The organism is Labedaea rhizosphaerae (genome assembly GCF_004362825.1).
Taxonomy (GTDB): domain Bacteria; phylum Actinomycetota; class Actinomycetes; order Mycobacteriales; family Pseudonocardiaceae; genus Labedaea; species Labedaea rhizosphaerae.
In genome coordinates this window covers 210,709-228,871 of record NZ_SNXZ01000005.1, presented here as the reverse complement: position 1 = coordinate 228,871, position 18,163 = coordinate 210,709, and the positions used below count along the sequence as shown (strand labels likewise).

16 protein-coding genes are annotated in these 18,163 nt (G+C 70.6%); 8 read left to right on the top strand and 8 right to left on the bottom strand.

Annotation, left to right across the window (positions count from 1 at the left end):
- Genes EV186_RS27715 through EV186_RS27705 form a run of 3 tightly spaced genes read right to left on the bottom strand, consistent with a single transcriptional unit; the run spans position 1 to position 3,404 of the window.
- Entirely contained in the window at positions 1-1,422 is a 1,422-nt protein-coding gene (locus tag EV186_RS27715; protein WP_133852391.1) for a class I adenylate-forming enzyme family protein, read from the bottom strand.
- Positions 1,423-1,470: 48 nt separating this feature from the next.
- Positions 1,471-2,721 (bottom strand): sensor histidine kinase, encoded by a 1,251-nt coding sequence (locus EV186_RS27710; protein ID WP_208115819.1) that lies wholly within the window; start codon positions 2,719-2,721, stop codon positions 1,471-1,473.
- Entirely contained in the window at positions 2,718-3,404 is a 687-nt protein-coding gene (locus tag EV186_RS27705) for a response regulator transcription factor (protein ID WP_133852390.1), read from the bottom strand. Before EV186_RS27705 ends, EV186_RS27710 begins: the two co-directional genes overlap by 4 nt.
- Positions 3,405-3,519: 115 nt before the next feature.
- On the opposite strand from EV186_RS27705, the gene EV186_RS27700 reads away from it, so the two are divergent.
- Complete coding sequence (locus EV186_RS27700) at positions 3,520-3,771, top strand: DUF6289 family protein (RefSeq protein WP_133852389.1); 252 nt, start codon at positions 3,520-3,522, stop codon at positions 3,769-3,771.
- A gap of 3 nt (positions 3,772-3,774) precedes the next feature.
- Here the strand turns inward: EV186_RS27700 and EV186_RS27695 are convergent, their stop codons facing one another.
- Positions 3,775-4,338 carry a hypothetical protein gene (locus EV186_RS27695; protein WP_133852388.1) on the bottom strand — a complete coding sequence of 188 codons (564 nt, stop codon included), beginning with the start codon at positions 4,336-4,338 and terminating at the stop codon, positions 3,775-3,777.
- Positions 4,281-4,736 (bottom strand): hypothetical protein, encoded by a 456-nt coding sequence (locus tag EV186_RS27690; protein ID WP_133852387.1) that lies wholly within the window; start codon positions 4,734-4,736, stop codon positions 4,281-4,283. Before EV186_RS27690 ends, EV186_RS27695 begins: the two co-directional genes overlap by 58 nt.
- 123 nt (positions 4,737-4,859) lie before the next feature.
- Between EV186_RS27690 and EV186_RS27685 the strand changes: the two genes are divergently transcribed.
- From EV186_RS27685 to EV186_RS27665, 5 genes are all read left to right on the top strand, one after another.
- Entirely contained in the window at positions 4,860-5,984 is a 1,125-nt protein-coding gene (locus EV186_RS27685; protein WP_133852386.1) for a metallophosphoesterase, read from the top strand.
- 95 nt (positions 5,985-6,079) lie between these two features.
- Complete coding sequence (locus EV186_RS27680; RefSeq protein WP_133852385.1) at positions 6,080-6,673, top strand: TIR domain-containing protein; 594 nt, start codon at positions 6,080-6,082, stop codon at positions 6,671-6,673.
- Positions 6,673-8,292 carry a CATRA system-associated protein gene (locus tag EV186_RS27675; RefSeq protein ID WP_133852384.1) on the top strand — a complete coding sequence of 540 codons (1,620 nt, stop codon included), beginning with the start codon at positions 6,673-6,675 and terminating at the stop codon, positions 8,290-8,292. The genes EV186_RS27680 and EV186_RS27675 overlap by 1 nt, the downstream gene beginning before the upstream one ends.
- 11 nt (positions 8,293-8,303) lie before the next feature.
- A complete protein-coding gene (locus tag EV186_RS27670) occupies positions 8,304-8,945 on the top strand; it encodes a hypothetical protein (protein ID WP_133852383.1) in 642 nt (213 codons plus the stop codon).
- Entirely contained in the window at positions 8,942-12,037 is a 3,096-nt protein-coding gene (locus tag EV186_RS27665; protein WP_133852382.1) for an ATP-binding protein, read from the top strand. The genes EV186_RS27670 and EV186_RS27665 overlap by 4 nt, the downstream gene beginning before the upstream one ends.
- A gap of 139 nt (positions 12,038-12,176) precedes the next feature.
- On the opposite strand, the gene EV186_RS27660 is transcribed toward EV186_RS27665, so the two are convergent.
- On the bottom strand, positions 12,177-13,100 hold the full coding sequence (locus EV186_RS27660) for a hypothetical protein (protein ID WP_243754318.1): 924 nt from the start codon (positions 13,098-13,100) through the stop codon (positions 12,177-12,179).
- Positions 13,101-13,302: 202 nt separating this feature from the next.
- On the opposite strand from EV186_RS27660, the gene EV186_RS39090 reads away from it, so the two are divergent.
- Positions 13,303-13,473, top strand: a complete 171-nt coding sequence (locus EV186_RS39090; protein ID WP_166659366.1) for a hypothetical protein — start codon at positions 13,303-13,305, stop codon at positions 13,471-13,473.
- A gap of 92 nt (positions 13,474-13,565) precedes the next feature.
- On the opposite strand, the gene EV186_RS27655 is transcribed toward EV186_RS39090, so the two are convergent.
- Entirely contained in the window at positions 13,566-16,475 is a 2,910-nt protein-coding gene (locus EV186_RS27655; RefSeq protein ID WP_243754317.1) for an AfsR/SARP family transcriptional regulator, read from the bottom strand.
- 168 nt (positions 16,476-16,643) lie between these two features.
- Here EV186_RS27655 and EV186_RS27650 point away from each other — a divergent pair, with 168 nt between their 5' ends.
- Positions 16,644-17,606: a hypothetical protein gene (locus EV186_RS27650; protein ID WP_243754316.1), complete on the top strand. Its 963-nt coding sequence runs from the start codon at positions 16,644-16,646 to the stop codon at positions 17,604-17,606.
- Here EV186_RS27650 and EV186_RS27645 read toward each other — a convergent pair.
- On the bottom strand, positions 17,588-18,151 hold the full coding sequence (locus EV186_RS27645) for a dihydrofolate reductase family protein (RefSeq protein ID WP_133852381.1): 564 nt from the start codon (positions 18,149-18,151) through the stop codon (positions 17,588-17,590). The two genes, EV186_RS27650 and EV186_RS27645, sit on opposite strands and share 19 nt — an antisense overlap.
- Positions 18,152-18,163: the final 12 nt, after the last annotated feature.

Below are 18,163 nucleotides of genomic sequence, written 5' to 3'. Positions count from 1 at the left end.
TCAGTTGTCGCTGGACAGCAGGCGCTTGTCGGGCTTGCCGCTCGGGGCGATGGGCGGTTTGTCGATCACGGTCATCCGCTTCGGCGCACACCCCGCGCCGAGCTGGTCGATCACCAGGGCCCGGACCTCGGCCAGGTCCGGGACGGCGTCGCCGAGGGGCACGATGAAGGCGTGCACGGCCTCGCCGGTCTCGTCGTCCGGCACCCCGACGACGTAGGCCTCGGCGACGTCCGGGTGCCCGGTGATGGCCCGCTCGATCGGCCCGGCGTAGTGCACGACGGCGTTGACGATCACCACGTCGCGGGCGCGGCCGGTGAGGTGCAAGCGGCCCTCGGCGTCGCGGTGGCCGAGGTCGCGGGTGCGCACCCAGCCGCCGGTGAAGACCTCGGCGGAGCGCACCGGATCGCCCCAGTACTCCCGAGACTGGCCCGGCGTGCGGACGAAGAGCTCGCCTTCGGTCCCGTCGGGCACCGCAGCGCCGTCCGGGTCGCGGATCTCGACGGTCACGTCGTCGGGCGCGCGGCCGACGTCGCCGGGCGGGTCGGTCGGGAAGGTCATGGCGATCAGCCCGGCCTCGGTCTGGCCGTAGCCGTGGAAGACGATGGGGCCGAGCACGTCGAGCGCTTCCCGGTGCCGCGCCTCGGACAGCGGTGAGCCGGCCACGACGATCCCTTGCAGCGTCGAGAGATCAGCGCCCGCGCGCTTCGCGGCCACCAGGGCGGCCAGCCGCGGCACGGTGGACACGAGCGAGGTGGCACGCAGCCGGGTGATCGCCTCGGGCATCGTCGGCGGGTCCGCGACGACGACCGTCCCGCCCGCACCGATCGCGAGCAGCGCGTACTGGAACATGACCTGGCTGGCGAGCGTGCCGAAGACGAGGTGGCGTCCCAGCCGTGGCGCGAGCTCCCGGATCACCGCCGGCCACCGCGCGGGATCCGCGGCCCATTCGGCGGTCATCGCGGCGTAGGTCTGGGCGACCGCCTTCGGCATTCCGGTGCTGCCGCTGGTGTGGATCAGGCGGGCGACGTCGTCGGGTTTGCCTTGCGGGCGCAGCGATCCAGCGGGGTTCGTCGTCAGCCCTTCGACCTGCGCGTCGGTGATCACGGCCGCGTTGTCGAGGCTCAGCAGGTGCTGGACCTGGTCGTCCGGCAACCCCGGCCGGATCCCCAGCACCCGCGCCCCGACCACGTGCGCGGCGAGGATCGTGGCCAGCGCCTCGGCATTGACCCCGAGCATGAGCGCGATCCCGACGCCGGGCCCGATGGTCATGCCACGCAGCCCATTCGCGATCCGGGCGGTCAGGTCCAGCATCTCGGTGCCGGTGACCGTACGATCGCCGTGCTCGAACACCGTCCGGTGCCCGGCCTCGGCGAGCGCGTCGAGCGCTGACGAGGGGAACGGCTCGGGGTTGTCGTGGCCCATGCGCCGGAAGCTACTCACGCGATCTCAGAACTCTCTGAGATCAGGCACCTACCGTCCGTGCGCCACCGACGCCACTTCCGGCAGCCGCAGGGTGAAGCTGGCACCCCGGCCCGGGTGACCCACGGCCTCGATCGTGCCGTTGTGGCTCGTCACTACCTCGCGCAGCAGCGCCAGCCCCAACCCGAACCGGCGCTCGCTGGCCGACGGCCCTCGGTGGAACCGCTCGAACAACCGATCGGCCTCCACCGGATCGAAGCCGTCCCCGGTGTCGGCGACGGTCAGCTCGATCTCGCCCGGCGGCACCGACCGGGCCAGGCGCAGCTCGATCCGCCCGCCCTCCGGGGTGTGCCGCACCGCGTTGGCCAGCAACTCGCCGACCGCCCGCCGCAGCGCGGTTTCCACGCCCAGCACCGTCAGCGGGCCGGGCGGCCTTTCCAGGGACAGCGTGATCCGCTTCTCGTCGGCGCGGTCGCATTCGCGCGCCACGGCGGCGCTCGCCAGCTCCGCCAGGTCCACCAGCATGTCCCGCCGCGGCGTCGGATCGGCGGCCAGGCGCGCGGACAGCAGCAGGTCCTCGACCACCTCGCCGAGGCCGCGGATCGACGTGGCCAGCCGGTCCAGCCCGTCGCGGTGCTCGGCCGGGAGGTCGGCCGCGGCGGCCCGGCGCACCAGCAGTTGCAGGCGGGTGTAGGCCTGGGTGATCGGCGTGCGCAGCTCGTGGCTCGCGTCGGTGACGAACCGGCGCTGCTTGTCCAGCGCCTCGGCCAGCGGCGCCACCGCGTGCCTGCCGACCAGCAACCCGGTCAGCGCCGCGGCCAGCAGACCGCCGAGCTCCGCGATCAGCACGGCCAGCAACAGGTGGTGCCGGTCGGCGAGCTGGTAGCGGGCGTCGAAGATGGCCTGCACGGTGCGCCCGCCCGCGCCGGGCTGGGTGCGCACGCGGTACTCGGTGCCGTTGGCCGCGACGGTGCGATCGACCGCGACACCGGTCGCCTGCACCGCGTCCAGGTCCGCCCGCAGCGGGAACCCGCGCGGCGCGGGCACGATCCCGGGGTGCACGACGCCGTCGTCCAGCGCGACGAGCCACGTGCAGCCCGGCGGCGTCGCCGGAGCTCCGTTCTCCGCACTGCTGCGCAGTTCCGACGCGATCTGGTTGTCCTGCGTGTGCACCATCACCTGGTAGCCGACGGCACCCACGGCCAGCACCAGCACGGTGATCACCACCGCCACCAGCGCGCTGACCCGCAGCCGGGTCCGCCGGATCAACGCCCGCTCGATGTCCGCCGCGGAGCAGGTCACAGCGTGCCCAGCCGGTAGCCGAGCCCGCGCACCGTGCGCACGGCCGAGCGGCCGACCTTGGCCCGCAGGTAGTACACATAGGTGTCCACAATGGATGGAGCGGACGCCTCGCCGAACACCGACCGGCGCAGGGTCGACCGTGTGTGCACCACCGTCGGGCGGGCCGCGAGTTCGCGCAGCAGCTCGAACTCGCGGGTGGACAACGGCACCCGGGTCCCGTCGGCGAGCACCGCCTCGCGCCGGGCCAGGTCGAGGTGACCGTCGCCGATCCGCAGCAGCTCGCTCGCCTCCTGGGCGCGACGGCACAGCGCCCGCAACCGGGCGCTGAGCTCGTCGAGGTCGAACGGCTTGACCAGGTAGTCGTCCGCGCCCGCGTCCAGCCCGTCGATCTTGTCGTGCACGGTGCCGAGCGCGGTGAGGAACAGCGCACGCGTGCGCACTGCCTTGGAGCGCAACCGTTTCAGCAGGTCGAGGCCGTCGAGGGTGGGCAGCCGACGGTCGATCACCAGCACGTCGTAGGGCCGGGTGAGCCCGAGGTGGAGGCCGCGTTGCCCGTCCAGCGCGACGTCCACGGCGTAGCCCTCGTCCCGCAGCGCCAGGGACAGGCTTTCGACGAGCTCGCTGTCGTCCTCCACCAGCAACACCCGGTGACCCGTTGGCGAGGAACTGCTCGCACCCTGCATGGTGCTCACCATTGCACCCGTGGACGTCCTGTCAATGTGAAGTTTCAACTTCGCCAAATGGCCGATTGCGTGCTCGGCCCCGGTCGCTAACGTGAGAACACGTCATGTTCCTGGGGTGCGGAGGTTGCTCATGATCCGGCGGCTGGCGTTGCTCGTGTCCGCGGTGGCGATCGCCCCGCTGTTCACCGTCGCGCAGGCGGACGCGTACCCGATCTGCCTGGCGGGATACCAGTGCTCGCGCACCTTCTACGCCGACAGCACCAACAGCCAGGTCGTCGGCGGCTGGGTCAAGTTCTGCGACGGCACCACCGACTCCTGGGGCACCGTGACGCACTACGTGTCGACCTCGCAGGTGCCCTGCGGCTGATCCTCAGCCCACGACGCTCCGGGCGAAACCCTTGAGCAGCGCCATGAACGACCGGTGGTGCCGCGGCTCGGGCGGCAGCATGGTGAGCAGTTCGTCGTCGGTCGCCGGGCGGGCGGACAGGGTCGCCGCGCGCAGGATGCCGCGGTCCACCGCGCGCGTGCCGAGGACGCGCACGAGGACCGGACCCCGGCGGTAGTAGTACTCGTGCCAGTCCTGTCCCGCGACGTAGGCCAGTCCGGGCCGCTCGACGGTGCACGGCGCGTCCCGGAGGTCCGTGTCGCCCGTCGCGCGAGCGCAGTCGTCGCCGGCCGGCACGTCCACGTAGGCGTACACGGAGACCGCACGTGGGCTCGGCGGCGCCGCCGGGTCGTCGGGTTCGAGGTACCAGAGGTTCAGGCCGGGGGCCGGGTGCAGGCCGTCGACCTGGGTGACGAAGTACTGGTTCCGGGTCGCGTGCACCGCGGCGAGCCGGCTCTCGACCTCATCCGGCGTCGTCGCGGCCAGGACGGTCAGCAACCCGTAGGCCGCGGCCAGCGTGAGCACCGCGGCGCCGGCTTGACGTACCACCGGCGCAGCAGCAGGGCCGCCACCAGCGCGGTCGGGATCGCGCTGCGCGGCAGGGCGAACATCGGGTTGCGCATCACTTCGGGTTGCACCTGGGCGTACACGACGGTCGCGAGGTACCAGGCCAGGGTCCCGGCCACGGCGACGGTCAACGCCCAGCCGGTCCGACCGGACGGCGTTGCGGTGAGGTTCGACGCGTCGGGTAGCGCCCAGGCCAGCCCGCGCAACGCACCGGTCAGCACCGTCACCATGACCAGCACGGCGACGAAACCGGCGCTACCACCGGCGAACGACGCCCCGACGATCCACGCGATGCCGATGCCGAACACCAGCGCGCCGATGGCGCCCGCCGCCACGACCTGCAACGCGGAACGCAAGACCAGCAACTGCTTCTCGGACACGCGACGAACCTTCGCAGAGTCCCGGTCCGTCGGCTTGAGTAGATTCACCTGCACCCGATAACTATTCGGCCGGCCACGTCCCCTGGCGTGGGTTCTCAGCCGCGCGGTCGCATACTGGCGATCATGAGACGTGCCGGTGTGTTCGCCGCGGTGGTGACGGTCGTCGCGCTGCTGCTGTTCGGCGTGCCGTGGTTGGTGCTGGTCATGGCCCCGGACTGGCCGGCCGCCGTGACCATCGCCGGCAGCGTGGTCGTGGTGGTCCTGCTCGGCACGCTGCTGACCGGGATGCGCTTCGGCCACGGCAAGCCCGCCAACGACTTCGCGGCACGCGTCGGGGACACCACGCTGGGCTCGGTCTGGGTGCTGTTCACGTGGTCGGTGCTCGGTGCCGTCGTGATGGGTGTGCTCGGCTTGGCCGGGGTGCCGCACGCCGGGCGCTGGAGCGCCGGCGGCGTGCTCGTGGTGGTCGTCGCGCTCCTCGCCCTCGGCAACTACGAGGCCATGCGCGTACCCGCGGTCCGCGCCACCGACGTGGTCCTGCCCGGCCTCGGCGCGGGGTTCGACGGGGTGAAGGTCGCCGTCATCGCCGACACGCACTTCGGCCCCATCAACCGCACGGCCTGGGGCAAGGCGCTGGTCGACCGGGTCAACGAGCTCCAGCCGGACATCGTCTGCCATGCGGGCGACCTCGCGGACGGCACGGTCGAGCGCCGCCGCGACCAGGTCGCCGCGTTGGGCAAGGTCGACGCGCCGCTCGGGCGCTACTACATCACCGGCAACCACGAATACTTCAGCGACGGCCAGCAATGGCTGGACCACATGGCGACGCTGGGCTGGGAGCCCATGCACAACCGCCACGTCGTGCTGACCCGCGACGGCGCCACGCTGGTCATGGCCGGGATCGACGATCCCACGGGCCTGGGCTCCGGCCTGCCCGGCCACGGCCCCGACCTGGCCGCGGCGCTGGCCGCGGCGCCGTCGGCGCCGGTGATCCTGCTTGCCCACCAACCGAAGCAGGTCAGGTTCGCGGCGGAGGCGGGCGTCGCGCTGCAGTTGTCCGGGCACACGCACGGCGGCCAGATCTGGCCGTTCCACTACCTGGTGCGCCTGGACCAGAAGTTCGTGCGCGGCTTGCATTCCCTCGGCTCGACCCAGCTCTACACCAGTGGCGGGGCCGGGTTCTGGGGCCCGCCGTTCCGGGTCTTCGCCCGCAGCGAGATCAGCCTCCTGACCTTGCGCGCTGGATGACGTGACCAGTATCAGTCCACTTCTTGTCCATTAGGCAGTTAATGGCCTGTTTTTAGTCTGTTGTCGTTGTCGGCGCGCTGCTTATGATCTGCCGCGTGCCCGGGTACGAGTTCGATGTGTTCATCAGTTACAGCCAGCGCGGCAGTGCGCAGAAATGGCTGAAGAACCATTTCCTGGCCAAGCTCGAGGATTGCCTGGCCGATCAGGGCGCGCAATCGCCGCGGGTGTTCTGGGACCGGACCATGCACAAGGGCGTGCACTGGCCGTCGCAACTGCAGAAAGCGTTGCACCGCAGCAAGATCATGATCGCGGTGCTCACGCCCTTGTACTTCACGTCGCCGTGGTGCATGGCCGAGCTGCGCAGCATGTACGCCCGCGAGCAGTTGCTCGGTCTCGCCGACACCGCGCGCCCGCAAGGCCTGATTTATCCCATTCTCTATTCCGATTCGCAGAACTTTCCGGCTGAGGAAAGCCTGCATCGTGCGTGGTGGGACTTTAAAGCACTCGCCACGCCGGAACCGGTCTTCCAGGAGAGCCGGGACTGGCATTCCTTCCATCTGCTCGTCTCGAAATTCGCCGAGGATGTCGTGGACCTGCTGAACGAGGTACCGCCTTGGCGCGCCGACTACCCGCTGATCGATCCACCCGACCCCCTGCTCCAGCCGCCGCCGAAGCTGCCGAGGTTCTGATGACCGGCACGATCATCACGTTCTACTCCTACAAGGGTGGCGTGGGGCGGAGCTTCACCCTGGCCAACGTCGCCGTGCTGCTGGCCCGGTGGGGCTACCGGGTCCTCGCCATCGACTGGGACCTCGAAGCGCCCGGCCTGCACCACTACTTCGCGCCGCTGTTGCCCGAGGCGCCCAAGGGCGGCGTCGTCGACCTCGCGGACGAGTTCCTCGCCAACATGACCGAGCCACGCGACCACGCCGTCCGGCTCACGCTCGACGACGGGGTGGTCGACCTGCTCGCGGCGGGCCGCCAGGACGAGGAGTACACGAGCCGGGTCCAGCGCATCGACTGGGCGCGCCTCTACGACCAGGGCTTCGCCGAGTTCCTCGAACGGTGCCGCGAGCTCTGGACCGAGCGCTACGACTTCGTGCTGATCGACAGCCGCACCGGGATCTCCGACATCGGCGGCATCTGCACCGCGCACCTGCCCGACCGGCTCGTGGTGCTGTTCACCGCCAACGACCAGAGCGTCGACGGCGCGGTCGACCTCGCCCGCCGCGCCGATGCCGCCCGGGACCGGATGCCCTACGACCGCCAGCCCCACCTGGTGCTGCCGATCCTGTCCCGCCTGGACAAGAACGTCGAGTACGAGCGGGCCGAGCACTGGCAGAAGCGCTGTGCCATCGTCGCCGCCCCGTTGTTCCGCAACTGGCTCACCAAGTCGGTGTCCGAGGAGCTGATGCTCCAGCACCTCACGGTGCCCTACGTCTCGTACTGGAGCTTCGGCGAAAAGCTGTCGGTGCTGGAGGAGACCACGCCGTCGGCGGGCCAGATCTCGTTCGCGCTGGAAACGGTGGCGGCGGTCCTCGCGCAGCAGTTCGACCGCACCGACCTGCTGGCCGACAACCGGGACGCCTACGTCGCCGCCGCGCGCACCCGCGGCCTGCGCAGCTACGACCTGGATTTGATGGTCTCCAGCCCGCGCTCGGCCATGGACATCGCCAACGGCCTCATCGGTGAACTCCGCGACCTCGGTCTGCGGGTGGACCGGTCCTTGTCCGGTGACGTCGAGTTCCTCGACCAGAGCAAGCTGCCCGCCCGGCACCTGTGCCTCATCGTCGACGGCAAGGTCAGCCGCTGGCAGCTGATGGAGGCCGAGCGGTTCCTGCGTCACGCCCTGGATTCCGATGACCGGCAACTGTTCTGCGTGCTCACCCGCGACACCGAACCCGCGGGCCTGCCCGCGTTCCTGCGCAACCTGCGGCACCTGGAGTTCGACACCGGGATGCGCCCACGCGACATGGCGCGGCGGCTGCACGACCTGATCACCGGCGTCGCCCGCCACACCGACTCCGACCGCAACGCGCTGCGCAACGCCGCCGCCGCTCTGCGTGCGGTGCCACGCGAGTTGCCGCGGGCCGCCCGGTGGGCACTGGTCGAGCAGACCGTGCAGGAGATGGACACGGCGCTGAGCAGCGGGGACCTGGCGTTGCTCAAGGACCTGACCGTCGACCTCGAAGTGCTGAACGAGGTGCGCGCCAACGGGTCCACGTTCCCCGAGCCCGCCGGGCTACGCAAACGGATCACCGCGCTGGGCAAGCGGATCGACCGACGAGTCGGTGCCGACGACAAATGAGGAGAGCGCACATGCCGGAGTACGGAAGCCACGAACGAGCGGCGTTGTTCGTGCTGGCACTGGAGAACCGGGCGATCCCCAACCCGGAACTGGTGCACGACTACGGGATCGACTTGCGTCCGCCGCTGCGGGACCGCCTCAACGAGGCGAGTCTGCTGGACACGACGAAGGACGGTCGGCGCTTCGTCCACCAGATCACCGACAAGGGCATTGTCTGGGTTCAAGATGAACTGGCCGAGGTCGAGACGCCGCCGCGGTCGGGTCCGCTGGCCCGGGTCATGTTCGGCATCCTGCGCAAGGTGGTCGCGCACCTGCGCAGCCTCGACATCGAGCTGATCGACATCCTGCGTCCGGCCGACGAAGCGGCTCCTGCCGATCAGGCAGCGCCGGCCGGCCTGGAATCGATGATCCGCGGTGCCTACCGCGAGCTGGCCACCCGGCCGCAGGACTGGGTCCGCCTGGCCAAGCTGCGGCCGAAGCTCGACGGTGCCGAGCGGTCCGAAGTGGACGACACGCTGTTCTCCATGACCAAGACCGGCCTGGTGCACCTCGCGCCGTCGGCCAACCGGCGGGCGCTCACCGACGACGACCACAAGGCGGCCATCCGGATCAACGGCGAAGAGAACCACCTCCTGGCGATCGAGGAATCATGACGCCCCCACGACAACAGGCGCTGGCCCGGCTGCGCTTCAACTTCGCCGAAACCCCGGACGACGTCTGGCACACCTCGGCGTCGCACGTGGACCGGTTGCACGACCGGGTCCAGCACCGCATCCGGGCCGGCATCACCGACGCGAAGAACAGCCACGGGCCGAGCCCGATCGGCATCGTCCTGCAGGGCCGCAAGGGCGTCGGCAAGACCCACATGCTCGGCTCGGTCCGGCGGATGGTGCAGGACGAGGACGGTTACTTCTTCCTCATCCAGCTCACCACCGGCGCCGCGTTCTGGGAGGACGTGGCCACCGCCATGCGCAGTGAGCTGTTGCGCACCAACGACAACGGGGTCCTGCAGCTCGAACACCTGTTGAACCGGCTGTGCGACAAGGCCGCCGTGTCCGGGGAGCTGCGGAAGGCGATCGTCGGCGCGGCACCGCTCACCACCGACAGCCTGAACAGGTTCATCGTCGCGGTGCGCCGGGTCGACGCCCGCGTCGCGATGGAGTGCGACGACACCATCCGCGCACTGGTGCTGTGCGCCACCTCCGACGGCGAGCAGTCCGACCTCGGCAAGGACTACCTGGCCGGGTGGAAGAGCTCGGCCGAGTGGGGTTTGGGCAAGACCAAGCAGCCGCAGGACACCGTGTCGGACTTCTCGCGGGTGCTCGCGATGACCGGCCCGAGCGTGGTGGCGTTCGACCAGCTCGACTCGTTGATGGACCTGCGGACCAACGCGATCGACGAACAGGCCGCCGACGTCAACGACAGCCTGGCGTTGATCGCCAGCGGGCTGATGCAACTGCGGGAGACGACGCGGCGCACCTTGTCCATCGTGGCCTGCCTGCCCGACACGTGGCAGCTGCTCAACTCGGTGGCCGCCGCCACGGTCACGGACCGGTTCGTCGAGGCGCCGATCCTCGCGTCCATCGTGGACCCGGAGGTCGCCCGCGAGCTGGTGGTCAAGTGGCTCGCCCCGGTGTACGACTCGCTCGCGTTCACCCCGCCGCACCCCACCTGGCCGGTCGCGCCGAGCGCATTCGGCGAGGCGAGCTTCTCCTACACCCCGCGCCAGCTGCTGCGGCGCATCGAGGAACACGCGGAGACGTGCCTGTACGGCGAGTTCAGCGAGCTGACCTCCTTCGACGTGCCTTCGACGCCCGAGGCCGCACCGCCTGTGCCGGCGCTGCCGGAAGGACCGGCGGCACCCTACCTCGCCGACTTCGACCGCCGCTTCGACGAGCTGTGCGCGAACGCCGACGTGGACTCCGCACTGCGCAAGGAGACCGTGGACGCCGTGATGCCGGACCTGTTGCAGGCCGCGCTGAAGTCGTGGATCACCGAGGTCGGCAACGACGACCGTTCCTGGGAGACCGAGCCGCCACCCGAGGGCGACAAGCAGATCCACGCGTCGCTTCGCCGGTTGCTCGACGAGGAACGGGATGTGGTGCAGCGCTGGGTGTTCCGCGCGATCGCGCCGCAGCACGGCAACGGTGTGCTGCGCAAGATCCGCGAAGCGCGCGCCGCGGCGGGCATCCGCGAAGGCGTGCGCAACCGGCACCTCGTGTTGCTGCACCGCGGCGAGCAGGGCTGGGGTGGCCAGAAGACGGTGTCCGTTGTGGACGATCTGGCCAGGGCGGGCAGCCCGCGCTTCGAGATCACCGAGACCGACATCAGGACGTTCTTCGCGCTGCGCGAGCTGCTCGGCAACCAGACCTACGAGCTGTTGAACTGGCTCGTCTCGCGCAAACCAGCGAGCAAGTCCGCGTTCCTGCGCGAGATCCTGTCGACCGTGGGCACGGCTGGTCCAGTGGGCCAAGCAGCTCAGACGGGCCGGCAGGAGTCGCGTCCGCCGCCGGAGCCCGTGGCCGAGGGTGAGATCGCGCTCGGCCTGAACGGGGAGATCCGGCTGAGCCTGGAGTCGCTGCGCAAGCACGCCGTGGTGTTCGCCGGGTCGGGGGCGGGCAAGACCGTGCTGTTGCGCCGGATCATCGAGGAATGCGCGCTGCGGGGCGTGTCGGCCATCGTGCTCGACCCGAACAACGACCTCGCTCGCCTCGGCGATGCGTGGCCATCACCGCCCGAGGGCTGGCGTCCCGGTGACGCGGCCAGCGCGGCCGAGTACATCGCGAACACCGAGGTCGTGGTCTGGACGCCGGGACGTGCGGGTGGGCGGCCGCTGAGTTTCCACCCATTGCCGGACTTCGAAAGCGTGCTCGACGACGAGGACGAGTTCACCGCCGCGGTCGACGCGTCGGTGGCCGCGCTCACGCCCCACGCCCGGGTCACCGGCGGCGCGAAGGCCGCCGTGCGCGGGCAGGCGGTGTTGCGCGAGGCGCTGACGCACTACGCGCGGTGGGGCGGGCGCAGCCTGTCCGGGTTCGTCGACGTGCTCACGGAGCTGCCCGACGGCGTGAGCAAGCTGACCACCGCCACCAAGACGGCAGCGGACATGGCCGAGACGCTGCGCGCCGCGATGGTCAACGACCCGCTGCTCGGCGGCTCGGGCGAGCCCATCGACCCCGGGTTGCTGCTGACGCCGTCGCCGGGCAAGCGGGCACGGGTCTCGGTGATCAGCTTCGTCGGGCTGCCGGGGGAGGAGCAGCGGCAGGGCTTCATCAGCCAGTTGCAGCTGGAGGTGTTCGCCTGGATCAAGCGCAACCCCGCGGTGGACCGGCCGCTGTCCGGGCTGCTGGTGATGGACGAGGCGCAGACGATCGCCCCGTCCGGCACCCGGACGGCCAGCACCCAGAGCACGATCCTGCTCGCATCGCAGGCCCGCAAGTACGGCCTTGCGCTGCTGCTGGCCACGCAGGCGCCGAAGGGACTGCACAACCAGGTCATCGGCAACGCGACCACGCAGTTCTTCGGCCGGTTGAACAGCCCGGCCCAGATCGCCGCGGCCAACGACATGGCACGGGCGAAGGCGAGCTCCATCCCGGACATCTCCCGGTTGGAGCGCGGCCAGTTCTACGTGACGGGGGAGGCGTTCGGGTTCCGGCAGATGCGGGCGCCGCTGTGCCTGAGCCACCACCCGCCGGCGCCGTTGCGGTTGGAGGAGGTGCTGGACCGGGCCCGCAACGGCCAGTGATCGTCAGCGCCACGGCCGTGGTGGGGTGGGACCCCACGGCCGACCGCGCGGGCGGGCTCGTCGGCGGTCGAGCCCGTCTCGCAACGAAAGGGCGCGTTCTCGCCACCCCAGCGAGAACGCGCCCTTTCCGTTGCCGGCGTCAGCCGGCCGTCGCGGTGAGGACGGTGTCGATGCGCTGCCAGAGCGCGGTGAACAACTCCTCCTTGGTGTAGGCACGCGGGTCGTTGCCGTGCTCGAGGACCGAGCGCCCAGAGCCGGGGACACCGTGGAGTTCCAGGCGCGGGCCGCCCGCCTCCGTGTCGTAGACCGGGCGAGCCCAGCCGTTGGTGCAGGCGCTGCCGTGGATGTCGCCGTCGTGCCGGCCGACCACGAAGTTGACCGTCTCGTCGCCGCCGATGCCGCCGCGCTGGATGTCCAGCGCGTAGACGGTGTCGCCCGCGCGCTCGATGCGCAGCGCGATCCGGGAGTCGCCGAGGTGGGCGGTGCCGACGAAGCCGCGCCCGCCCAGGCCCGGCATCGCGGCGGTGAACTGCTCGCCGAGGTAACGCAGGGCCGCGGCCTGCTCGGCGTAGCGGCTGAACGTCGCGGGCACGGTGGTGGGCGAGGTGGTCTCCCGCGCGCGGACGACCACCGTGCTCAGCCGGCCGCGGTGCCAGCCGGCGGACTCGGCCCGTTCGATCCGGGTGGCGAGCGCGTCGGCGAGCTGGTCCGGCTCGCCGGTCTTGCCCCGCACGTACGTCACGTGCGGGTGCAGCAGGTCGGCGGGCACGGCCACGTCGTCGACGAGCACCGGCAGCACGTGCCAGTCACCCGCCTTGACCGCACGCAGCACGGCCGCGGTGAAGTCGTCGATGGTGGCCACGAGCGGCACGAAGAGCCGGATCCGCGCGTCCGGCAGGTCGCCGTCGCTCTTGCCTGCCCACCAGTCGTGCGTGTGCTCGTGGCCGTGCAGGACGGTCAGGCCGCGTTGCCGGCAGGCCTCCACCACGCCGTCGACCGCGCCGCGCTGCGCTTCGTCGAACGACACCGCGATGTCGTAGCTGGCCACTTCGTTCACGGTCATCCCTCTCGTTGAAGTCCGGGTACCGGCGCAGCATCTGCGGCCGGTGTGTACCGGACGTGGATGAGGCGTGGATATCGGGTGTTGACCGTTGCCTCCTTTTCCAGGAAACGGGCAACTCCTTGTTCATGCTCTGGCCGTGACGAATCCTCGGAAGCGAGCAGGAAATTGCTCGCAAGCAAATCAATTGCAAGGAGGATTCGTCATGTCTTTGTCCAAAATCGCGGTGAAAATCGGTCTGGCCATGGGCGCCCTGTGCGCCGCTGCGGTGCTGGCCGGTGTCGGCGTCGCAGGCTCGGTGACCAGCGCGGACGGCGATACGCCGCCCGAGACCACGGCCCCCGCGACCACCGACGGCCACCCCTGGCACGGCTGAACAACGGTTGACTCGCCGGGTGCAGGCTCAGGAACTGTCGCGTTTTGTTTCGCAGGCTGAGTCAGTCCCGGTGAGTCAATTGAACGAGAACCTCAAACCCCGCACGCACACGTCAAACCCGACCGTTGCGTGCGAACCTCTTCCGCCTGCGGCAGTTCGAGCGAAGCGAACCCGGTCTCGGCCGCCACCCAATGCGCAACTGCATCACCATGAGATCCCTTGGCGTGCAACGACTCCGCCAGGTCCCGATGGGCAAGCGCCTGGTGCGCCAGGTTTCCCGACCCGCCGGCCAACTCCAGCGCCTGCTTCCCACACCGCAGGGCCCCGGCGAAATTCCCCTGGGCTCGCGCGGTGGCGGCCTGGTCGAGGGCCAGTTGGGTGTGCAGGTCGGTGTCGTCGGGGACGGATGCGGCGACCCGAGCTGCCTCGGCCTGGTAGCGCACGGCTTCGGCGAGTTTGCCTTGCAGGCGGTGCACGGCACCGATGCTGTTCAACGCGTAGGCAGCGCCGCACTGGTCGCCCAGTTCGACGGCCAGCGCGTGGGACTCCAGGTGGCTCGCCAACGCCTCCTTGAACAGGCCCAACCGCTGCTGCACCGAGCCGAGGTTGTCCAAGGTGTGGGCCAGGCCGTGCGTGTGCCCGACCGAGCGCAGCATGCGCGCCGCCGACGCGTGCTGCTCCAGGGCCGCGCGGTAGTTGCCGCGCTGTTCGTTGAGGTACCCGAGCATGCTCAACGCGTGCCCGTGCCCGCGGCGGTCACCGGTCTGCTCGTACGACGCCAGCGCCGCGGTGAAGTGCTCGATCGACTCGTCGAGCCGGCCGAGTTCCATCAGGGGCATGGCCATGGCGCACAACGCCGCGGCCTCGCAGTCGGGGTTGGCGAGCCGCTGCCACAACGGCACGGCCCGGCTCGCGTGGTCCAGCGCTTCGGCGAGCTGACCGCGCCGGTCGTGCGCGGTGGCCAGGCGCAGCAACACATGCGCCTGGCCGAGTTCGTCGTCAGCCGGCACGGTCCGCCACGCCAGGTTGAGCGTGCCGACCCAGTCGTCGAGCTGGTTGTGCGTGTTGAAGTACCGCCACAACAGCACGGCGAGCTGCCAGGTGTGTTCGGGCAGGTCGTGCGTCGCGGCGTAGCGGACGGCGGCGACGAGGTTGTCCCGTTCGGCGTCGAGCCAGCGCATGCCCTCTTTGGCGCTGGTGAACCGGACGATCACCGGGGACGTCCGGTGCACCGCAGGCCGTTGTGCGCGATCGAACGGGAAGGCGATGTCGAAGGCCGCGGCGAGGGTCACCAGTGTGTGGTCGAGGAGGCGGAGCATGGCGTCGGCGTAGCCGGCGCGCGGCTCGGCGGCGGCGAACGCCTTGAGCGGGTCCAGCATCCGGTACCGGTCCGCGACCGTCTCCTCGACCAGGCTGACCTCGTGCAGCTCGTCCAGCAGCAGGCGCGCCGAGGGCACGGTGCTGTCGCTCAACGCGGCCGCGCCCGCCACGTGGATGTCCGGTCCGGGCAGGCCGCCGAGAAACCGGAACAACGTTTGTTGCTGCTCCCCGAGTTGCTGGTAGGACACCCGGACCGCGGCCGCGCCCTCGTCGTCCCACGGGCCGCTCTCGTCGAGCAGTTTGACCAAGTGTTCCAGCGGCCAGCGGTCGTGGCGGCGCAGGAGCGTCGCCGCCACCCGGATCGGCATCGGCAGGAAGCCGCACCGCTTCACGATCGCGGCGACGTCGGCGTTCTTGCCACGCACGCGGTGCGGACCGGCCAGGGTGCCGAAGAGGTCGGCGGCTTCCTCCGGCGGCAAGGGCGCCAAGCGAATGGGTGGACCGGTGTCGGGGCCACCGGCCCGCCTGCTGGTCACGATGGCCATGCAGCCCGGCGCGTCCGGCAGCAGCTGGCGGATCTGGTCGGGGCCGGAGGCGTTGTCCAGCACGATCAGCGTCCGGGTGCCGCTCAGCGTCGTGCGCAGCAGCGTGACCTTGCGGCCCACCGTCGGCGGGATCTGCTCGGCCGGCACGCCCAGCTCGCGCAGCAGCTCGGCGAGCGCCTCGCCGGCGGTCAACGCCTGCACTTGCGGCGTGAACCCGTTGAGCCGCACCAGGATCTGGCCATCGAGGAACCGTTCACGCAACCGGTAAGCGGCTTCGATGGCGAGCCCGGTCTTGCCGATCCCGGGCGGACCGCTCACCCACACCGCGTGCAGCCCGGTCAGTGCGGCGTCCTCGATCGTGGCCAGTTCGTCCTCGCGGCCGGTGAACCCGCCCGGCCGGGAACCGAGCGAGCTGGGCGGCTCACCGTGCTCGGCCCGCGCGACGAGGTTGCGCAACACCGGTCCCGGTTCCATGCCGAACGCGGCGAGCGCGTCGCGGGTGGTGTTGAAGACGCGGACCGCGCCCACCCGGTCGCCGCCGGCGAGCAGCGCGCGGATGAGCAGTTCGGCGTGCCGGGTGCTCGCCGGATCGGCCGCCACGACGGGCCGCAGCCGGTCGCGCGCCGGACGGTGGTGACCGGCGTCCAGTTCCAGTTCGGCCAGGTCACCGACGGCGTCGGGATAGGCCTCGTCAGGGGAGATGACCTCCGCACCGCCGACCCGGTCGATGTCGATGTCCTCGAGGAACCGCCCGCGCCACAACGACACGGCGGCCCGGAGCAATTCGATCGCCTGGGCGGGCTCGGCGGCCGAGGCCGCTTCGGTGCGCAGCCGGTCGAATCGAACGGTGTCCAGGCGCTCCTCGTCGACGCGCAGCAGGTAGCCGGTCGGCGTGGTCTCGATCTGGACGTCCTCGGTGTGCTGGAAGGCGTCACGCAGGCGCTTGATGTAACTGCGCACGAGCGTGCTGCGGGCCGGGTTGTCGCCCCAGACGATCTCGGTGAGCCGCGCGGTGGACACGGGCCGGTTCGCGTGCAGCAGCAGCACTACCAGGATGAACCGTTGTTGTTGATCACCCAACGGAACCGGCGCGCCGTCGTGCCACGCTTCGAGCGGGCCCAACATCCGAAATTCCACGCCGGCGCCTCCCCTATGTCACGTTGCTGTCTGCAATTCCCATCGCTCGAACCGCCGCAGGAGTATCGAAAAGTGGGCATGCACGTTCTGTCCACTTCTCGTCCACCGTCCCACTGAACCCTGTTCAACGAAAGGAGCCGAACCATGGAAATCCACTAGGAGGGGCCGATGACTGGGAACGCCGAGCTGGTCCGGGAGCTGAAATCGCTGCGCAAAGGGCGTGGCGTGCTCGCGGTGCACATCGAGCAACGGATCGGGCCGGCGTTGCGTGCGATGTGCGATGTCGCGGACGGCGACGGCGCGACGGTCACCCGGCGGAAGGTGGCGGCCCGGCTTGCCGAGCTCGCCGAACAACTACCCGAGGACCTGCGTCTGGCCGCGCTGGCGGCATTCGCGGTCACGGCGGAGGCACGCCTGCCGCTCTACCAGGACCGGGTGCGGTGGGCCGCGGCCCGGGTCGAGCGGGACGCGCGGACGGTGCGGCGCCGGGTCGACGAGGCGATCAACCTCCTCGCCGACCTGGCGGGCGGCCTGACGCATTCGACGGCGCCGAGTGCCGTCACGAGCTGGCACACCACGGAGTTGCGTGTGTCGGTGGCGCTGGACCAGCCCCAGCCCGAGGTGCTCGAACAACGTGTGGTGGTCGCCGACCAGGACGATGTGCGCGAACTGGAACTCGCGATCTCGCTGCCGGTGGCGCGGCGGGAGCTCGACGTCGACTTGTTCTACGGCGGCTCGTTGCGTGATCGCGGCCGGGAGGCGACCGACCGGTTCGGGTTCACCCTCGGGTTGCCGAAGCCGTTGGCGCGCGGTGAGTCGCACGAGTTCGCGATGCGGTTCCGGCTGCCGGACGCCGAGGCGATGCGGCCCTACTTCGTCTGCGTGCCGCGCCGCCCGTGTGAGCTGTTCGACCTGCGTGTCCGGTTCGGCCGCGACCGGGTGCCGTCCAGGGTGTGGTTGCTGGACGGGGCTTTCCAGCGCGACGTCGCCGACCCGGTGCACTCGTGCCCGCGCCACGAGGTCGACGACGCGGGGGAGATCCACCTGCGCTTCCACCAGCTCGCGCCGGGCCTGGCCTTCGGCGCGCGCTGGGAGGACGACACCCGCTTCCGTCAGCGCCTGGCCGAATAACGCAGCACGACCACGCCGTTGGCGAACCCGCGCTCCTCGACCAGGTCGAGGTCCGCGTGGGCGCCGTCGGGGAAGAACCGGGTACCGCCGCCGACGAGCACCGGCGCGATGATCAGGTGGTATTCGTCGACGAGCCCGGCCTTGACGGCCTGCCCGGCCAGTTCGGGCCCGTCGATGGTGAGGTCCTGCTCGGATGAATCCTTGAGCCGCCGCACCGCCGCCGGGTCGAACTCCCGCTCGATCCGGGTGCGCGCGCTGGACGGCTCGGCCAGCGTCCGCGAGTAGACGACCTTCTCCGTGGCCTGCCAGAGGCGGGCCCACTCGAGGACCACCGGTGGCTGGCCGGGGTGCAGGTGCGCGGTCTCCCAGTAGGCCATCGTCTCGTACATCCGCCGCCCGTAGAGGAAGGTGCCGACCGAGGCGGAGAGCTCGTTGATGTAGCCGTGCAGCTCCTCGTCTTCGGGCGCACCCCAGCCGTGCGTGCCGTCGGCGGCCTTGGTGTAGCCGTCGAGCGACTGGATCATCGAGTAGATCAGCTTTCCCATGGTGGTCCCCGT

Excerpts from the sequence above, each read along its gene's own strand:
- EV186_RS27715 (WP_133852391.1), bottom strand. The coding sequence starts at position 1,422 with ATGGGCCACGACAACCCCGAGCCGTTCCCCTCGTCAGCGCTCGACGCG.
- EV186_RS27705 (WP_133852390.1), bottom strand. The coding sequence starts at position 3,404 with ATGCAGGGTGCGAGCAGTTCCTCGCCAACGGGTCACCGGGTGTTGCTG.
- EV186_RS27685 (WP_133852386.1), top strand. The coding sequence starts at position 4,860 with ATGAGACGTGCCGGTGTGTTCGCCGCGGTGGTGACGGTCGTCGCGCTG.
- EV186_RS27675 (WP_133852384.1), top strand. The coding sequence starts at position 6,673 with ATGACCGGCACGATCATCACGTTCTACTCCTACAAGGGTGGCGTGGGG.
- EV186_RS27670 (WP_133852383.1), top strand. The coding sequence starts at position 8,304 with ATGCCGGAGTACGGAAGCCACGAACGAGCGGCGTTGTTCGTGCTGGCA.
- EV186_RS27665 (WP_133852382.1), top strand. The coding sequence starts at position 8,942 with ATGACGCCCCCACGACAACAGGCGCTGGCCCGGCTGCGCTTCAACTTC.
- EV186_RS27660 (WP_243754318.1), bottom strand. The coding sequence starts at position 13,100 with ATGACCGTGAACGAAGTGGCCAGCTACGACATCGCGGTGTCGTTCGAC.
- EV186_RS39090 (WP_166659366.1), top strand. The coding sequence starts at position 13,303 with ATGTCTTTGTCCAAAATCGCGGTGAAAATCGGTCTGGCCATGGGCGCC.
- EV186_RS27650 (WP_243754316.1), top strand. The coding sequence starts at position 16,644 with ATGACTGGGAACGCCGAGCTGGTCCGGGAGCTGAAATCGCTGCGCAAA.
- EV186_RS27645 (WP_133852381.1), bottom strand. The coding sequence starts at position 18,151 with ATGGGAAAGCTGATCTACTCGATGATCCAGTCGCTCGACGGCTACACC.